Here is a 16,969-nt window from a genome sequence, read left to right as displayed (position 1 = left end):
AGTCCCCATGTCGCAATTCGGTCCAGAATACGTCCGCGCCATCGCCCCCTACCAGGCAGGCAAACCCATCTCCGAAGTCGCCCGCGAATTCGGCCTGGATGAGGCCAGCATCGTCAAGCTGGCGTCCAACGAGAACCCCTTCGGTGTGCCCGAATCGGCAAAACAGGCGATGGCCCAGGCTGCCGCGGAGCTGGGCCGCTACCCGGACGCCAACGGCTTCGAGCTGAAGGCCGCGCTGGCCAAGCGCTACGACGTGCCGGCCGACTGGATCACCCTCGGCAACGGCTCCAACGACATCCTCGAGATCGCCGCCCATGCCTTCGTGCAGAAGGGCCAGGCCGTGGTCTATGCGCAGTATTCCTTCGCCGTGTACGCGCTGGCCGCGCAGGGCGTGGGCGCGCGCGGCATCGTGGTGCCGGCCAAGGATTACGGACATGACCTCGATGCGATGGCGGCCGCCATCGACGCGGACACGAAGCTGGTCTTCATCGCCAATCCGAACAACCCGACCGGCACCTTCATCGCGGCCGCCGAGATCGAAGCCTTCCTGGCCAAGGTGCCGGCCAACGTCGTGGTCGTGCTGGACGAGGCCTACAACGAATACCTGGAGCAGAAGGACCAGTTCGAGTCGACCCAGTGGGTCCGCAAGTTCCCCAACCTGATCGTCTCGCGCACCTTCTCGAAAGCTTATGGCCTGGCCGGCCTGCGCGTCGGCTTCGCGATCGCCCAGCCGGCGGTGACGGACCTGATGAACCGCATCCGCCAGCCTTTCAACGTCAATTCGCTGGCCCAGGCTGCCGCCATCGCCGCGCTGAACGACAAGGACTTCCTGCAGAAGGGCTTTGAGAACAACCGCGCCGGCTACCGGCAGCTGACGGCCGCTTTTGAAGAGCTCAAGCTGGAGTACGTGCCCTCGCACGGCAACTTCGTGCTGGTGAAGGTCGGCGACGACGATGGCGCCGGCGCGCGCGTGAACATGGCCTTGCTGAAGCAGGGCGTGATCGTGCGCCCGGTCGGCGCTTACGGCCTGCCGCAGTGGCTGCGCATTTCGATCGGCCTGCCGGAAGAGAATGCACGCCTGATCGAAGCACTGCGCGAGGCGCTCAAGCAGGCGCTGAGCTGAATGTTCAATAAAGTCGTCATCGTCGGCGTCGGCTTGATCGGCGGCTCGTTCGCGCTGGGTCTGAAGGCGGCCGGCGCGGTCGGCACCGTCGTCGGGCTCGAACGCTCGGGTGAGGCCCTCGCGCGGGCGCTCCAGCTTGGCATCGTCGACCAGGCCTACACGACGCCGGAGCACGCGCTGCGCGGCGCGGACCTGGTCATGATCGCAGCGCCGGTCGCGCAGACGCCGGCCATCCTGCAGGGGCTGCTGCCCTGGCTGGAGCCGGACACCATCGTCACCGACGCCGGCAGCACCAAGTCGGACGTGGTCGCCAATGCGCGCCGCGTGATGGGGGAGCGCATCTTTCAATTCGTGCCGGGCCACCCGATCGCGGGTCGTGAGTCGAACGGTCCGGATGCCGCCATCCCCGATCTCTACCGCGGCAAGAAGGCCGTGCTGACGCCGCTGCCGGAAAATCCGCAAGCCAGCGTCGACCGGGTCGCGGCGGCCTGGCGCGCATGCGGCGCCATCATCCACGTCCTCGCGCCGGGCGAGCACGACAAGGTGTTCGCCGCCGTCAGCCATTTGCCGCACCTGCTGGCCTACGCGCTGGTGGATGACATCGCCAACAAGGCGCATGCCGATCTGCTTTTCCAGTATGCCGCGAGCGGCTTCCGCGACTTCACCCGCATCGCCGGCTCATCGCCCGAAATGTGGCGCGACATCAGCCTCGCCAACCGCGACGCGCTGCTCGGTGAGCTGGATGCCTATCTGGCACAATTACATGGCCTGCGCGCGTGCCTCGCGAACGCCGACGGCCCCGGGCTCGAGGCCGTCTACGGCAACGCCCAGCGTGCGCGGCGCGCCTGGATCGATGCGATCGAGGCCGCCGAAAAACCGCCTGCCCAGGAATCAGGAACAGAATGAGTCAAGCTAAACACTACCCCGAACACCTCGATCTCGAGCCCGTGATGCACGTCGAAGGCACGGTGCGCCTGCCTGGCTCGAAGAGCATCTCCAACCGCACGCTGCTGCTGGCGGCGCTCAGCGAGGGCACGACCACCATCCACGACCTGCTGGCCTCGGACGACACCCTGGTCATGCTCAGCGCCCTGCAAAAGCTGGGCATCCAGTGGGAGCAGATCGACGAGCGCACCCACGTCGTGCACGGCGCCGGCGGCGTTCTGCCGATGCATGAGGCGGATCTCTTCATGGGCAACGCCGGCACCGCGATCCGTCCGTTGACCGCGGCCCTGGCCGTGATCGGCGGCGACTACACGCTGCATGGCGTGCAGCGCATGCACGAGCGCCCGATCGGCGACCTGGTCGACGCCCTGAACGCGGTCGGCGCCCAGATCGAATACACCGGCAATGAAGGCTACCCGCCGCTGCGCATCCGCCGCGGCCACATCGTCGCCAACCGCATGTCGGTGCGCGGCAATGTGTCGAGCCAGTTCCTGACCGCGCTGCTGATGGCCGCGCCGCTGATGGCAAAAGGCCACCCGGTGACCATCGAGGTCGAGGGCGAGCTGATCTCGAAGCCGTACATCGAGATCACCCTGAACCTGATGCGCCGCTTCGGCGTGACGGTCGAGCAGGACGGCTGGAGCAGCTTCACGGTGCAGCCGGGGCAGAAGTACCAGTCGCCGGGCAGCATCCACGTGGAAGGCGACGCCTCGTCGGCCTCCTACTTCCTGGCGGCCGGCGCGATTGCCGGCGGACCGGTGCGGGTCGAGGGCGTGGGCCGCGACAGCATCCAGGGCGACGTGCGCTTTGCCGACGCGCTGGAGCAGATGGGCGTGACGATCGTGAAAGGCGACACCTGGATCGAGGCGCGTTCGAACGGCGTGCTGAAGGCCATCGACGCCGACTTCAACCACATTCCGGACGCCGCCATGACCATCGCCGTGGCCGCGTTGTATGCCGACGGCACCTCCACCTTGCGCAATATCGCCAGCTGGCGCGTGAAGGAAACCGACCGCCTGGCGGCCATGGCCACCGAGCTGCGCAAGGTCGGCGCCATCGTGGAGGAGGGCGCGGACTACCTGCGCGTGACGCCGCCGGCCGCGCTGCAGCCGGCCACCATCGACACCTACGACGACCACCGGATGGCGATGTGCTTCTCGCTGGCCTCGCTGGACGGCAAGGCGCGCCGCGGCAACGCCATGCGCATCAATGACCCGAAGTGCGTGGCCAAGACCTTCCCGGATTACTTCGAAACGTTTGCCGGGATCGCCAAAACCGATCTATTCTGACGGTTTCAATGTAGGGCGGGGTAATGCGCAGCATTACGAGCGTGCCCACGCGTGAGGTTCGCATCATGCCGACATCCGCGTGGGCACGGTGTGCCCACCCTACGTATTGGTAAACAAACAATATACGCATGCCACAATCTAATATCCCCGTCATCACCATCGACGGCCCGACCGCGTCCGGCAAGGGCACGGTGGCCCACCGCGTGGCTGACCACCTCGGCTTCCACCTGCTCGATTCCGGCGCCCTGTACCGCCTGACCGCGCTGTCGGCGCTGCGCCGCGGCACCGATTTGAAGGATGAGCACGCCATGGCCAAGGTGGCCGAGCACCTGCCGGCCCGCTTCAACGGCGGCCACATCTACCTGGGCACGGAAGACGTCAGCAATGCCATCCGCGCCGAGGACGTCGGCAACACGGCCTCGAAAATCGCCGCCTTGCCGGCGGTGCGCCAGGCCCTGTTCGGCCTGCAGCTGGGCTTTCGCGAAACCCCGGGCCTGGTGGCCGACGGGCGCGACATGGGCACCGTGATCTTTCCTGGCGCGAAGTGCAAGGTGTTCCTGACAGCAAGTGTTGAGGCACGTGCGCAACGCCGGTATAAGCAATTGATTGACAAAGGGTTTTCTGCTAATATGGACGATCTGCTGGCGGATTTGCAGTCCCGCGATGCGCGCGATACTCAGCGCGCCGTGGCGCCGCTGGTGCCGGCAGAGGGTGCGCATATCCTCGATACCTCGGACATGACCGTTGACGAAGCGGTCGCCAAAGTGCTCGATTGGTACGCGCACAGCTAGTGGTGCCTGGGGCTTGCCCCGGGTGTGTTTCAACCTGACCCAGTTCAGAAGGCATATCGCCGTTCTGCTGGCTAACCTTTCAAAAACTCATGGCTACTGCAGCAAATCAAGATACCGGTATGGAAAGCTTCGCAGCACTCTTCGAAGAGTCGCTGTCGCGTCAAGACATGCGTTCGGGCGAAGTCATCTCGGCCGAAGTCGTGCGTCTGGATCACAACTTCGTGATCGTCAACGCAGGCCTGAAGTCGGAAGCTTTCATCCCGGTCGAAGAATTCAAGAATGACCAGGGCGAACTGGAAGTCCAGATTGGCGACTTCGTTTCCGTGGCCATCGAATCGCTGGAAAACGGTTTCGGCGATACCATCCTGTCGCGCGACAAGGCCAAGCGCCTGGCATCGTGGCTGGCTCTGGAAAAAGCAATGGAGTCGGGCGAGATCGTCACCGGCACCGTGAACGGCAAAGTCAAGGGCGGCCTGACCGTTCTGACCAACGGCATCCGCGCCTTCCTGCCGGGTTCGCTGGTCGACACCCGTCCGGTCAAGGACACCACCCCGTTCGAAGGCAAGACCCTCGAATTCAAGGTTATCAAGCTGGACCGCAAGCGTAACAACGTCGTGCTGTCGCGTCGCGCCGTCATCGAAGCATCGATGGGCGAAGAGCGCGCGAAGCTGATGGAAACGCTGAAAGAAGGCACCGTGGTCACCGGCGTCGTCAAGAACATCACCGACTACGGTGCGTTCGTCGACCTGGGCGGCATCGACGGCCTGCTGCACATCACCGACCTGGCATGGCGTCGTGTGCGTCACCCGTCGGAAGTCCTGACCGTCGGCCAGGAAATCACCGCCAAGGTCCTGAAGTACGATCAGGAAAAGAACCGCGTTTCGCTGGGCGTGAAGCAGCTGGGCGACGATCCGTGGACCGGTCTGTCGCGTCGTTACCCGCAAGGCACCCGTCTGTTCGGTAAAGTCACCAACCTGACCGACTACGGCGCGTTCGTGGAAGTCGAGCAGGGCATCGAAGGCCTGGTGCACGTCTCCGAAATGGACTGGACCAACAAGAACGTGGCTCCGAACAAGGTTGTCCAGCTGGGCGACGAAGTCGAAGTCATGGTCCTGGAAATCGACGAAGAGCGTCGCCGTATCTCGCTGGGCATGAAGCAGTGCAAGGCGAATCCGTGGGACGACTTCGGCATGACCCACAAGAAGGGCGACAAGGTCAAGGGTTCGATCAAGTCGATCACCGACTTCGGCGTGTTCATCGGCCTGCCGGGCAACATCGACGGCCTGGTGCACCTGTCGGACCTGTCCTGGACCGAAGCCGGCGAAGAAGCCGTGCGCAAGTTCAAGAAGGGCGACGAGCTGGAAGCCGTTGTTCTGGCAATCGACGTCGAGCGCGAGCGTGTCTCGCTGGGCGTGAAGCAGCTGGAAGGCGACCCGTTCAACAACTACGCTTCGCTGAACGACAAGGGTACCCTGGTCACCGGCACCGTGAAGTCGGTTGAGCCGAAAGGCGCCGTGATCGCGCTGAACGAAGAAGTCGAAGGCTACCTGCGCGCTTCGGAAATCTCGCGTGACCGCGTGGAAGACGCCGGCACCCACCTGAAAGTGGGCGACAAGGTCGAAGCCCTGGTCATCAACGTCGACCGCAAGGCTCGCAGCATCCAGCTGTCGATCAAGGCGAAAGACAATGCCGACACCCAGGAAGCCATGCAGAAGCTGGCTTCGGACAACAGCGCTGCTTCCGGCACCACCTCGCTGGGCGCACTGCTGAAGGCCAAGTTCGACAACAAAGGCTAATAACCTGGAATAGCGCAGATGACCAAGTCCGAGCTGATCAACCGCCTGGCTGAGCGTTACTCTCAGCTGGTGGCAAAAGATGCGGAATACGCTGTCAAGACCATCCTCGATGCGATGACCAACGCCCTGGCGACCGGCCAGCGCATCGAGATCCGGGGTTTCGGCAGCTTCGCGCTGAACAGCCGGCCGCCCCGCATCGGACGCAATCCGAAGTCCGGCGACAAGGTGATGGTGCCCGAAAAGCGGGTGCCCCACTTCAAGCCGGGCAAGCAGTTGCGCGAGCGGGTCGACGCGATGGTCGGGCAACCGATCATCGAAGACTGAGTCGTCTGCCGTCCGGCAGGCAGAAACGGCGTCTCTTCGGAGATGCCGTTTTTTTTCGCCGTTTTGAAAACTCGATCCAAATATGCGACACTTCGCCTTTGACGTGTTTCCTGACAGGACCTAATGAGATGAAGATTGTTTCCACCATCCTCGGATGCATCCTGTTCGTCCTCTTTTTCGGCTTCGCTCTCAAGAACACCGATCCGGTGGACCTGCATTTCTTCCTGGGCTACGAATTGCGTGGCCCCCTGGTGCTGATGCTGCTGGCCTTCTTTATCGCCGGCGCCTTCCTCGGCATTCTCGCGGTCACGCCGACCGTGTTCCGTCACCGCCGCGAAAGCTCCCAGCACAAGAACACCATCCAGGCCCTGCAGAGCGCCGCCGGCACCGCCGCCAGCGCCCCGCAACCCGACAGCGTCACGCCGCGCTGAACTGTCCTCATAACAGAACAAGAATCACATGGAATTTGAAATCTGGTGGCTGCTCGGCATCCCCGTCTTTTTTGCCCTCGGCTGGATCGCCGCCCGCGTCGACATCAAGCAGCTGGTTTCCGAATCGCGCAGCCTGCCGCGCGGTTACTTCAAGGGCCTGAACTTCCTCCTCAACGAGCAGCCGGACAAGGCGATCGACGCCTTCATCGAAATCGTCAAGCTCGATCCGGAAACGGCCGAGATGCACTTCGCGCTGGGTAACCTGTTCCGCCGCCGCGGCGAGACCGAGCGCGCCATCCGCGTCCACCAGAACCTGCTGTCGCGTCCCGACCTGCCGATCGAGCAGCAGGTGCACGCCCAGTACGAACTCGGCATGGACTACCTGAAAGCCGGCCTGCTCGACCGCGCCGAGGAAACCTTCAACCTGCTGGTCGACACCCAGTACGGCGTACAGGCCCGGCGTGCGCTGCTCGAGATCTTCCAGCGCGAAAAGGAATGGCGCCGCGCGATCGCCGCCGCGGAAGGCCTGCAGGAATCCGGCGCCGGTGCCCAGCACAAGGAAATCGCCCAGTTCTATTGCGAGCTGGCCCAGGACGCGCTGGTCCACATGCAGCCCGCCGACGCCATGCAGCTGCTCGATAAAGCCCTGCAGGCCGACCGCAAGAGCGTGCGCGCGACCATGCTGTACGGCGACGCCCAGACCGCCCAGGGCGACATCGAAGGCGCGCTGAAGACCTGGCGCCGCGTCGAGCAGCAGAGCGTGCCGCACGTGGCCCTGGTGGCCGCCCGCCTCATGGATGGCTACAGAAAGGTCGGCCGGCCGCAGGAAGGCGTCAACCTGCTGCGCTCCTACCTGGCGGAAGCGTCGTCCATTGATCTGATCGAGGTGGTGTTCAAGGCCGTCATCGAACTGAACGGCGTGGAAGCTGCCAAACAACTGGTGGTCGAAGAATTGCGCCGCAATCCGACTTTGCTGGGCCTGGACAAACTGCTCGAAGCGCGGCTCATGGATGCGCCGGCAAACGTCTGGGAAGAACTCTCGATGGTGAAGAACCTCGTCCACGGCTATACGCAGAAGCTGGCGCGCTACCAGTGCAGCCACTGCGGTTTCAAGGCCCGCCAGTACTACTGGCAATGCCCGGGTTGCAGCAAGTGGGAAACCTACCCGCCGCGCCGCACCGAAGAATTGAATGTGATGAACTAAGGTCCTGAAAAGATGAAAATTACGATTATCGGCACCGGCTACGTCGGTCTCGTCACCGGCGCCTGCCTGGCGGAACTCGGCAACGATGTGTTCTGCCTCGACGTCGACCAGCGCAAGATCGACATGCTGAACGACGGCGGCATCCCCATCCACGAACCAGGCCTGGAGGAAGTTGTCGCGCGCAACCGCGCCGCCGGCCGCCTGCACTTCTCGACCGACGTCGCCGCCAGCGTGGCCCACGGCCAGCTGCAGTTCATCGCCGTCGGCACCCCGCCGGATGAAGACGGATCGGCCGACCTGCAGTACGTGCTGGCCGCGGCCCGCAACATCGGCCGCTACATGGACGGCTTCAAGGTCATCGTCGACAAGTCGACCGTGCCGGTGGGCACCGCCGACCGCGTCTCGGCAGCGATCAAGGAAGAGCTGAGCGCGCGCGGCGTGCAGACCGAATTCACCGTGGTCTCGAATCCGGAATTCCTGAAAGAGGGCGCCGCCGTCGAGGACTTCATGCGCCCGGACCGCATCGTCATCGGCCACGACAGCTCGGCCAACGGCCAGCGCGCGCGCGAGCTCATGAAGCTGCTGTACGCCCCGTTCAACCGCAACCACGAGCGCACCTACTGGATGGACGTGCGCTCGGCCGAGTTCACGAAGTACGCGGCGAACGCCATGCTGGCGACCCGCATCTCCTTCATGAACGAACTGGCCAACCTGGCCGACAAAGTGGGCGCCGACATCGAAGCGGTGCGCCACGGCATCGGTTCCGACCCGCGCATCGGCCACAGCTTCCTGTACGCCGGCGCCGGCTACGGCGGCTCCTGCTTCCCGAAGGACGTGCAGGCGATCGAGCGCACCGCGCGCCAGTATGGCCAGGACCTCTTGATCCTGAGCGCGGTGGAAGCCGTCAACGAGCGCCAGAAGCATGTGCTGGGCCGCAAGGTCGTGGCGCGCTTCGGCGAAGACCTGTCCGGCCAGCGTTTCGCGGTCTGGGGCCTGGCCTTCAAGCCGAACACCGACGACATGCGCGAAGCGCCGTCGCGCGTGCTGCTGCAGGAACTGATCGCGCGCGGCGCCAGCGTCTCGGTGTACGACCCAGTGGCGATGGAAGAAGCGCGGCGCGTGCTGGCCCTGGATCTTGGCGAGGACAAGCTGTCCCGCATCGACTTCAAGGATGCGCCGATGGACGCGCTGGACGGCGCCGAGGCGCTGGTGATCGTCACCGAATGGAAGGCCTTCCGCAGCCCCGACTTCGAGCAGGTCAAGGCGCGCCTGAAGCAGCCGGTGATCATCGACGGCCGCAACCTGTACGAGCCGTCCCAGATGACCGACCTGGGCGTCGAATACCACGGGATCGGCCGCTCGGTCCTGACCAGCAAGTGAGGTAGATGATGGGCAAGGATATCACCAGCCGCCTGCTGCCGACCGACAGCTACCGCCAGGCCGAAGCGCCGGACCTGGATGCCGTCCGCCTGCTGGTGGTCGGCGACGTCATGCTTGACCGCTACTGGTTCGGCGACGTCTCGCGCATCTCGCCGGAAGCCCCGGTGCCGGTGGTGCGCATCGAGAAGCGCGAAGCCCGTCTGGGCGGCGCCGCCAACGTGGCGCGCAACGCTGCCGCCCTCGGCGCCCATTGCGGCCTGCTGGGCGTGGTCGGCAACGACGAGGCCGGCGACGAGGTCGAGCAGATCCTGCGCGAGTCCAGCATAGCCACCTACCTGAAGCGCGACGAGCAGATTTCCACCATCGTCAAGCTGCGCGTGATCGGGCGCCAGCAGCAGATGGTGCGCATCGACTTCGAGGAAGCGCCCAGCGAGACCACGCTGCGCGACAAGCTGACCCAGTTCAAGGCTGTCCTGCCGGACTACGACGTGATCATCTTCTCGGACTACAACAAGGGCAGCCTGGTGAACGTGGCCGAGATGATCCGCATGGCGCGCGAGGCCGGCAAGACCGTGATGGTCGACCCGAAAGGCGACGATTTCACGCCTTACCGCGGCGCCACCATGCTGACCCCGAACAAGTCGGAGCTGAAGCGCATCGTCGGCACCTGGAAGACCGAAGAGCAACTGACCCAGAAGGCCCAGAACCTGCGCGAAGAGCTCGGCCTGACCGCGCTGCTGCTGACCCGTTCGGAAGAGGGCATGAGCCTCTACACGGCCGAGGAAGTGCTGCACGTGCAAGCCGATGCGCGCGAGGTGTTCGACGTCTCCGGCGCCGGCGACACCGTGATCGCGACCATGGCCGCGATGCTGGGCGCAGGCGCATCGCTGGAGGAAGCGCTGGCCACCGCCAACCGCGCCGGCGGCATCGTGGTCGGCAAGCTGGGTACGGCCACCGTCACCCGCGACGAGCTGTTCGCGCATCGCCGCCGCACCGACGACTCCCAGCCATAATTGAGCTGTCACAAGCGCCGGCGTCAACGCCCGGCGTTCTGGTCCGTTAACCAAGCCGGGCGGCGCCTGCCGTCCGCTTTCCAACCAACGGAGAAAACCAGATGATCAAGAAATTGTTCCTTGCAATCGCCGCACTGTCTGCATCGATGAGCATGGCGTTCGCCCAGGTCGACGTCAACAAGGCCGATGCCGCGGCGCTGGACTCGGTAAAGGGCGTCGGCCCGAGCATGTCGAAGGCCATCATCGACGAACGCGCCAAGGGTGAATTCAAGGACTGGGCGGACTTCCAGAAGCGCGTGAAAGGCGTGGGCGAAAAGCGCGCCGCCAAGCTGTCGGAAGCCGGCCTGCAGGTGAACGGCAAGGCGAAGGACGGCGCGCCGATGGGCAAGGTGGATGACAAGGCTGCGGCCAAGCCGGCGGCCAAGGCGTCGAAGTCGGCTGCCAAGCCCGAAGCTGCCGGCAAAGCGGCCAGCTGATACGTAGGGTGGGCACCCCGTGCCCACGCACACGTTTGCATGATGCCGGCGTGCGCGTGGGCGCGGGGCGCCCACCCTACATTGCTTTCCAGCCCCGCTCAATACGCCGCTGTTGATCTCGGATTAGAATGGCGTTTTGAGATCGCAAGAAAGCAGAAGCAACCCATGGCATACAAGACCATCCAGGACACGATCGGCAACACCCCGCTGGTACAGCTGGTCCGCATTCCCGGCGCTGACGCCGCGGCCCGCAACAACGTCATTCTCGGCAAACTCGAAGGCAACAACCCGGCAGGTTCGGTCAAGGACCGCGCCGCCATTTCCATGCTGCGCGGCGCCGAAGAGCGCGGCCAGATCAAGCCGGGCGACACCCTGATCGAGGCCACCAGCGGCAACACCGGTATCGCACTGGCGATGGCGGCGGCGATCAAGGGCTACAAGATGCTCCTGATCATGCCGGACAACCTGTCGATCGAACGCCGCCAGAGCATGGCCGCCTACGGCGCCCAGATCATCCTGACCCCGAAGACGGGCGGCATGGAGTATGCGCGCGACCTCGCCGAATCGATGCAGAAGGACGGCAAGGGCATCATCCTCGACCAGTTCGCCAACCAGGACAACCCGCGCGCCCACTACGAGACCACCGGTCCCGAAATCTGGCGCGACACCGAAGGCCGCGTCACGCACTTCGTCAGCGCGATGGGCACCACCGGCACCATCATGGGTGTGTCGCACTACCTGAAGGAAAAGAACGAGGCGATCCGTATCATCGGCGCCCAGCCGGAAGAGGGTTCGTCGATCCCGGGCATCCGCAAATGGCCGGAAGCCTACCTGCCGAAGATCTTCGACAGGGCGCGTGTCGACCAGGTCGAGAACGTGACGCAGGCTGCTGCGGAACAGATGGCGCGCCGTCTGGCGGCCGAAGAGGGGATCTTCTGCGGTATTTCCGCGGCCGGCGCCTGCGAAATCGCGTTGCGCATTTCGCAGACCGTGGAGAATGCGACGATCGTGTTCGTCGTCTGCGACCGCGGCGATCGTTATCTGTCGACGGGTGTGTTCCCCGCCTGATTGTGCTGGATTAGGTCCTGATGCCCGGCGCGAGGTTTTGGCGCTGGGTGTCTCCCCTCACGAGGAAGAATTGCTGCTGCTGACGGTGCGGCGACTTCGTTAAGCCGCCGTCCGTAGTCGCGCCCACGGTTTATTCCGCGCCGGCGCCGGCGTTGCTGTCCTTGTCTTTCGGCTTGAACTGCTTGTCGCTGATACGGAATTTTGCGCGACGGTCGCCCATCAGATAGCGCAGGTCGCGGATCGACAGGTCGCTGACTTCGTGCATGCGGATCAGCAGCGAAGCGCCGACCGGCAGGCGGTGGTGGCGGATCTTGGAGATGACCGGCGGTGCGACTTCCAGGGCGCGCGACAGGGCCGCATCGTTCTTCAGGCGCAGGTTCTCGATCAGGGTGTCGAGCAGGCGGTTCGGGTTGTACTGCAGCAGTTCGTCGTTCTCCGAATCGCTGTTCATATCAATGCCGACTTGGTTCGTCATGATGTCACTATTCCTATTTTTGGGTTGAAGGAGCTCGCTGGCGGCTGTTATTTCCCAACAAGGTTACGAGAATTTCTACTAAATTATACAACTAATTTCTAATTTAGTACTTAAGAGCAATAAGGAACCGTTGCATCTGCTCAGTCCGTTGTCTTGCTGAAACAATAGCCGCAATGCAATTCTCTCATAAACTCACTGAAAAATTAATTGCTTTTTATTTAAACTTAAGTGTAAAGCAATTCTCGATGCGCTGCCGCACGTTTCCAAACAGCATAATGAAATGCCAAGAATAGTGGGGGTATGAGGATGAAAGGTCTGTTTCCTAGGAGAACTAACATGAGGAAACATGGATACTCCTAGGGAGTATCCTGTTGTCAGTACTGCATTAACTCAGCAGTAACAGGTGTTGTATCGTTACAAAGAGATACAAAGTTTCTGGCCAGTTAACAGTCAAATGCCGCGTGCCAGACGCACAGCCCGGCCCAGTTCGACCACCGACATGGCATAGAAATAACTCCGATTATATTTTGTGATAGCAAAGAAGTTAGCATTTGCCACCCAGTACTCGGTCGGGTCGGCGCCGTTCTGCAGGTCGATCAGGCCATAGTTGCGCTGTTCCGGCAGGGCGGTGCGGGTGACGACGCCAGCGCCTCGCAGCTCGGCCGCCCCGTAGCGCGCCTCCAGGCCGCCCAGCAGCGGTTCCCAGGCCAGGTTGGGCGCCACGTCGGCCGCAAACACCGAGGGGCCCGTCGCGCTGCGGTCCCAGCCATGGGCGACCAGGAAATTGGCCACGCTGCCGATCGCATCGGCGGGCGAGTTGCGCAGGTCAACGATGCTGTCGCCGTCGTAGTCGACCCCATACTTCAGGATATTGCTCGGCATGAACTGCGGCATGCCGACTGCGCCGGCAAACGAACCCAGCAGCGAGAACGGATCGATGCCTTCCTTGCGCGCCAGCAGCATGGTCTGTTCGAGCTCGCTGCGGAAGAACTGCATGCGGTCGTTGCGGTTCGGCGATTCCGGATAGGCGAAGGCGAGGGTGGCCAGCACGTCCATCACGCGGAAGCGCCCGGTATCGCGGCCGTAGATGGTCTCGATACCGATGATCCCGGCGATGATCTCGGCCGGGACGCCGTACTGCGCTTCGGCGCGCGCCAGCTGGTCCGCGTTTTCGTTCCAGAAGCGCACGCCGGCATTGATGCGGATCGGCTCGATGAAGCGCTCGCTGTAGGCTTGCCAGTTCTTCGGCTTGCCCGGCGGCGCCGGTTTTACGAGCTGGACTGCGGAATCGATGAAGCGCAGCTTGGCCACCACGGCTTCCACCCCGGCGCGCTCGAAGCCGTTGCGGTTCACCATGTCGTCTTCGAAGTCGCGCACCGCCTGCCACTCGCCGAAGTTGACCTGCTCGCCGTCGTAGTCGATGGCAGGGCGCTTCGGCGCAGGCGCGGCCTTGGCGGTCTTGCCCTTGGCTTTTGCGGCGGCTTTGCCGGCCTTGGCCGATTTGGCCGTTTTGGCAAGCTTGGCGCTGGTATGGTGGATCGAGGAAGCGGCGATGGCGTGGGACGCCTGCCCGGCGCCAAGGGCGAAGGCAAGCAACAGCGGAGCAAAGGATTTCATCGAACTCGGGACAGCAACTGTTTCAAGGTGGTCAGCAGGCCGGCGCCCTGGGGCTGGGACTGCGGTGGCGGTGCGTAGCGCCAGGCACTGTAGCGGCGCAGGAATTCGGCCGCGGCGGCCTTCGGTTCGGGGGCCAGGGCGGCGCCGGCGACACGCGCGGCATAGGCCGTCGGTCCTTCGTCCGGCGCACGCGGCAGGCCCAGTTGGCCGAGGCGGTGGCACAAGGCCGAGTATAGCTTATCGACCGGGTCTTCCCGTCTTTGCCGTGAGAATTTTCCGGCGATCAGCAACAGCACCCAGGCCAGTGCCAAGAGGGCGAGGCTGCGCCAGCCGAGCAGATTTTCCTGCAGTGTTTCCATCAATGCATGCTGGCGCTGCGCCGTGTAGTTCAGCACCCACTGGTTCCAGCCATTGTTGGCGGCGCCGATCGCATAGCGGACCTTTGCCAGAAAGGAATCGGGCGCCGGCTGCATCAGCCGCCCCAGGCCCTCGAAGCCGAAGGGGGCTGGGGCCGGCAAGGCCTGCGCCAGGCTGCGCTGCACGCGCTCGGGCGCCACCGCCGCGGTCGGGTCGATCCGGACCCAGCCCAGGCGCGGCAGCCAGACTTCGCTCCAGGCATGGGCGTCGGACTGGCGCACCGTGAAGTAGCCGTCGATCGGATTCAGTTCGCCGCCCTGGTAGCCGGTAACCACGCGCGCCGGAATGCCGGCCGCGCGCATCAGGAACACGAAGGCGCCGGCGTAGTGCTCGCAGAAGCCGGCGCGGGTCTGGTACAGGAATTCGTCGACCGCGTCGCCGCCCAATAGCGGCGGCTGCAGCGTGTACGAATAGCCGCCCGTGGAAAACTGGCGCAGCACTGCTTCGACCCGCCGCATCGGCGCCGGATAGTCCTGGCGCAGGCGCTCGCCGGCCGCGAGGGCGCGCGGGTTGCGGCCATAGGGCAGCAGCAGCCACTGGTAGGCGTTTTCCAGCGTCTCGCCGGCCTGCAGCTTGAATTCCAGGTAGGAGCTCAGCTCGTAGCGGATGCGCTCGCGCACCGGGGCCGGGGCCTGCAGTTCGAGTTCGCCGGTGACGGTCGCAAGCCCGTTGGGCAGCTGCGGCAGTTCGCGCGGGAGCTCGAGCGCGAACAGCCAGCGCGTATCGGACGGCTCCAGCGTGACCTGGTAGTGCAACGCTGCGCCGCGCACGGCGATCGATACCGGCTGCGGCGTCTTTCGGCCGAGCTGGGGGCGCGGCAGCAGGCGGGTCCAGGTGCGGCCGTCGTAGGCGCCCAGCACCGGCCCGCGCCAGTACAGCTGCGGCTGGGCCGGCGGCGGGCCGTCGAACTTCACGCGGAAGGCCGGGTCGTCCGACTGCGCCAGGTTCGAGAACTGGCCCGGGGCCATGGTATCGGACAGGCCGACGCGGGCGCTGTGCGCATCGTCGGGCAGGCCCCACAGCGGTCCGTCGACGCGCGGGAACAGGATGAAGCCGAGCGCCGCCAGCGGCGCCGCCAGCGCCAGGATCTTCGCGCCCATCAGCAGGCGGGTACGCAGGGGCGGCACGGCGCCGGTCAGCTGGAACGACAGCTGTGTCGTCAGCAGCGCCAGGATCGAGGCGATCATCAAGACAGCTGTGCCGATGCTCTGCGAGTAGAAGAAGTTCGTCAGCACCAGGAAGAAGCACAGGAACACCACCACGAACAGGTCGCGCCGCGCGTGCATCTCCAGCATCTTGAAGGCCACCAGCAGCACCAGCATCGCGACTCCGGCGTCGCGCCCGAGCACCGTGTGGTAGGTGTAAAGCACGCCGCCCATCGCGGCGATCGCCAGCGGCACCAGCAGCAGGTTGGCCGGCATGCGCCTGCCCAGCATCGTCAGGACGGCGCGCCAGACCAGCGTGCCGCCGCACACCAGCGTCACCCAGGGCGGCAGGTGGGCCGTGTGCGGCAGCAGCACCAGCACGGTGCTGGCGAGCAGCAGCAGGGTGTCCTGTTTGTCCCGCGACAGCGGCACCGGCAAGCGCAGGATTCTCATCGGTCCCCGCCCGCGATGCCGTACAGGGCCAGCGCTTCCAGGCAGGCCGCCTGGTGGGCCGGGCCGAGCGCCGCCGCCATGCTTTGCCGGCCCAGGCGCAGCGCATAGGGTAGGGAACGTAGCTCCGCCTCGAGCACCCAGCGCGTCAGGCGCGAGAGCCTGTCTTCGAGGTCCAGCCACGGGTCGAGGGCGTCGAGGTCGAGCACCAGTTCGTCGAGCGAGCCGCCTTCGAACTGCTTGCTCACCAGTTGGCCGCCCAGCGAGGGATCGAGGCGGGCGATGTGGCGCCAGGCCAGCTGGCGCAGCGGGTCGCCCGGCTGGTAGCTGCGCACGCCGGCGAAATCGTCGCTGCCGGCGCTGCCGAAGCCGTCCGGGCTAGGGTGGCCGCTGACCGGTAGCGGCGGCGCATCCTGTTCGGGGAAAGGGTAGACCAGCGCGCGGCTGTCCGGCTGCCAGTAGCTCCAGGCATTGAACAGGCCGAGCGGAAAACGGGTCGACAGGCGCACGCGCGGCGCCTTCATCCAGCCGCGCTGTTTGCTGGTGCTGGAGAGGACCACGGTGGTGCCGGAGCCGGCCGCCACGTCGACGGCATGGCGCGGATCGCTGGCGGTATCGAGGTCGATCCAGACCGCGAAGCGGGCCAGGCGCGTGCGGTTGGACAGCTGCAGCTCGAAGGGCGCTTCCTCGCCCGCGAACACGGCGCCCGCGCGGCCGGGGCGCAGGTGCAGGTGGGCCAGGTTGCGGTAGGTGTAGATCATGTCGACCAGCCCGCAGGCGGCGGCGACGAAGGTGAGGCCGAAGCCGAGGCCCAGGCTGTAGTTGATCGAGCCGACCAGCAGCGCCAGCAGCAGCGCGCCGAAGCCGAGGCCGGCGCGGGTGGGCAGGATGTAGACGCGGCGCTGGTTCAGTTCCACCTCGCCGCGGTCGCGCGCGGTGGTGCGCTCGCGCCAGGTGCTGCGCCGGCCGCGCAGCCAGGCGAAGATGCGGGCGCCGAGCGGAAGTCTTGCCACAGCCGCCGTCGT

16 protein-coding genes are annotated in these 16,969 nt (G+C 64.9%); 12 read left to right on the top strand and 4 right to left on the bottom strand.

The annotated features are described in order from the left end of the window. The first annotated feature begins 7 nt into the window (after window positions 1–7). The 12 genes from hisC to cysM all read left to right on the top strand — a co-directional run bounded on the left by hisC (window position 8) and on the right by cysM (window position 11,840). Window positions 8–1,123, top strand: a complete 1,116-nt coding sequence (hisC, locus tag AC07PE_RS20375) for a histidinol-phosphate transaminase (RefSeq protein ID WP_498767817.1) — start codon at window positions 8–10, stop codon at window positions 1,121–1,123. Further along, entirely contained in the window at window positions 1,124–2,029 is a 906-nt protein-coding gene (locus tag AC07PE_RS20370; RefSeq protein ID WP_498767815.1) for a prephenate dehydrogenase, read from the top strand. It abuts the gene before it with no gap. After that, a complete protein-coding gene (gene aroA, locus AC07PE_RS20365) occupies window positions 2,026–3,357 on the top strand; it encodes a 3-phosphoshikimate 1-carboxyvinyltransferase (protein WP_498767813.1) in 1,332 nt (443 codons plus the stop codon). The genes AC07PE_RS20370 and aroA overlap by 4 nt, the downstream gene beginning before the upstream one ends. A 128-nt stretch (window positions 3,358–3,485) precedes the next feature. Beyond that, window positions 3,486–4,148 carry a (d)CMP kinase gene (gene cmk, locus AC07PE_RS20360; protein ID WP_498767811.1) on the top strand — a complete coding sequence of 221 codons (663 nt, stop codon included), beginning with the start codon at window positions 3,486–3,488 and terminating at the stop codon, window positions 4,146–4,148. An 89-nt stretch (window positions 4,149–4,237) separates the two neighbouring features. Next, window positions 4,238–5,944 (top strand): 30S ribosomal protein S1, encoded by a 1,707-nt coding sequence (rpsA, locus tag AC07PE_RS20355; protein WP_498767809.1) that lies wholly within the window; start codon window positions 4,238–4,240, stop codon window positions 5,942–5,944. A gap of 18 nt (window positions 5,945–5,962) precedes the next feature. Then, complete coding sequence (locus tag AC07PE_RS20350) at window positions 5,963–6,268, top strand: integration host factor subunit beta (protein WP_008446215.1); 306 nt, start codon at window positions 5,963–5,965, stop codon at window positions 6,266–6,268. A gap of 128 nt (window positions 6,269–6,396) precedes the next feature. Beyond that, complete coding sequence (locus AC07PE_RS20345; RefSeq protein ID WP_047823361.1) at window positions 6,397–6,699, top strand: LapA family protein; 303 nt, start codon at window positions 6,397–6,399, stop codon at window positions 6,697–6,699. Between the two features lie 28 nt (window positions 6,700–6,727). Further along, window positions 6,728–7,903: a lipopolysaccharide assembly protein LapB gene (gene lapB, locus AC07PE_RS20340; RefSeq protein ID WP_498767803.1), complete on the top strand. Its 1,176-nt coding sequence runs from the start codon at window positions 6,728–6,730 to the stop codon at window positions 7,901–7,903. A 12-nt stretch (window positions 7,904–7,915) separates the two neighbouring features. Continuing rightward, the gene (locus AC07PE_RS20335) at window positions 7,916–9,283 is read left to right on the top strand and encodes a UDP-glucose dehydrogenase family protein (protein WP_498767801.1); all 1,368 of its coding nucleotides are present in this window, start codon (window positions 7,916–7,918) and stop codon (window positions 9,281–9,283) included. Window positions 9,284–9,291: 8 nt separating this feature from the next. Then, the gene (rfaE1, locus tag AC07PE_RS20330; RefSeq protein ID WP_498767992.1) at window positions 9,292–10,296 is read left to right on the top strand and encodes a D-glycero-beta-D-manno-heptose-7-phosphate kinase; all 1,005 of its coding nucleotides are present in this window, start codon (window positions 9,292–9,294) and stop codon (window positions 10,294–10,296) included. Between the two features lie 101 nt (window positions 10,297–10,397). Further along, window positions 10,398–10,772 (top strand): ComEA family DNA-binding protein, encoded by a 375-nt coding sequence (locus AC07PE_RS20325; protein ID WP_498767799.1) that lies wholly within the window; start codon window positions 10,398–10,400, stop codon window positions 10,770–10,772. Window positions 10,773–10,937: 165 nt separating this feature from the next. Further along, on the top strand, window positions 10,938–11,840 hold the full coding sequence (gene cysM / locus AC07PE_RS20320) for a cysteine synthase CysM (RefSeq protein WP_498767797.1): 903 nt from the start codon (window positions 10,938–10,940) through the stop codon (window positions 11,838–11,840). A 130-nt stretch (window positions 11,841–11,970) separates the two neighbouring features. Here cysM and AC07PE_RS20315 read toward each other — a convergent pair whose 3' ends face one another. The 4 genes from AC07PE_RS20315 to AC07PE_RS20300 all read right to left on the bottom strand — a co-directional run bounded on the left by AC07PE_RS20315 (window position 11,971) and on the right by AC07PE_RS20300 (window position 16,957). Continuing rightward, window positions 11,971–12,315 carry a hypothetical protein gene (locus AC07PE_RS20315; RefSeq protein ID WP_498767795.1) on the bottom strand — a complete coding sequence of 115 codons (345 nt, stop codon included), beginning with the start codon at window positions 12,313–12,315 and terminating at the stop codon, window positions 11,971–11,973. Between the two features lie 450 nt (window positions 12,316–12,765). Next, window positions 12,766–13,932, bottom strand: a complete 1,167-nt coding sequence (gene mltB / locus AC07PE_RS20310; RefSeq protein ID WP_498767793.1) for a lytic murein transglycosylase B — start codon at window positions 13,930–13,932, stop codon at window positions 12,766–12,768. Further along, a complete protein-coding gene (locus AC07PE_RS20305; protein WP_498767791.1) occupies window positions 13,929–15,947 on the bottom strand; it encodes a transglutaminase TgpA family protein in 2,019 nt (672 codons plus the stop codon). The genes mltB and AC07PE_RS20305 overlap by 4 nt, the downstream gene beginning before the upstream one ends. Beyond that, a complete protein-coding gene (locus AC07PE_RS20300; RefSeq protein WP_498767789.1) occupies window positions 15,944–16,957 on the bottom strand; it encodes a DUF58 domain-containing protein in 1,014 nt (337 codons plus the stop codon). Before AC07PE_RS20300 ends, AC07PE_RS20305 begins: the two co-directional genes overlap by 4 nt. Between the last annotated feature and the right edge of the window lie 12 nt (window positions 16,958–16,969).

It is taken from the genome of Telluria sp. GW821-FHT07G12 (genome assembly GCF_059418525.1).
Note: the sequence above shows the minus strand (reverse complement) of the source record. Positions and strands in the feature narration are given on the sequence as shown.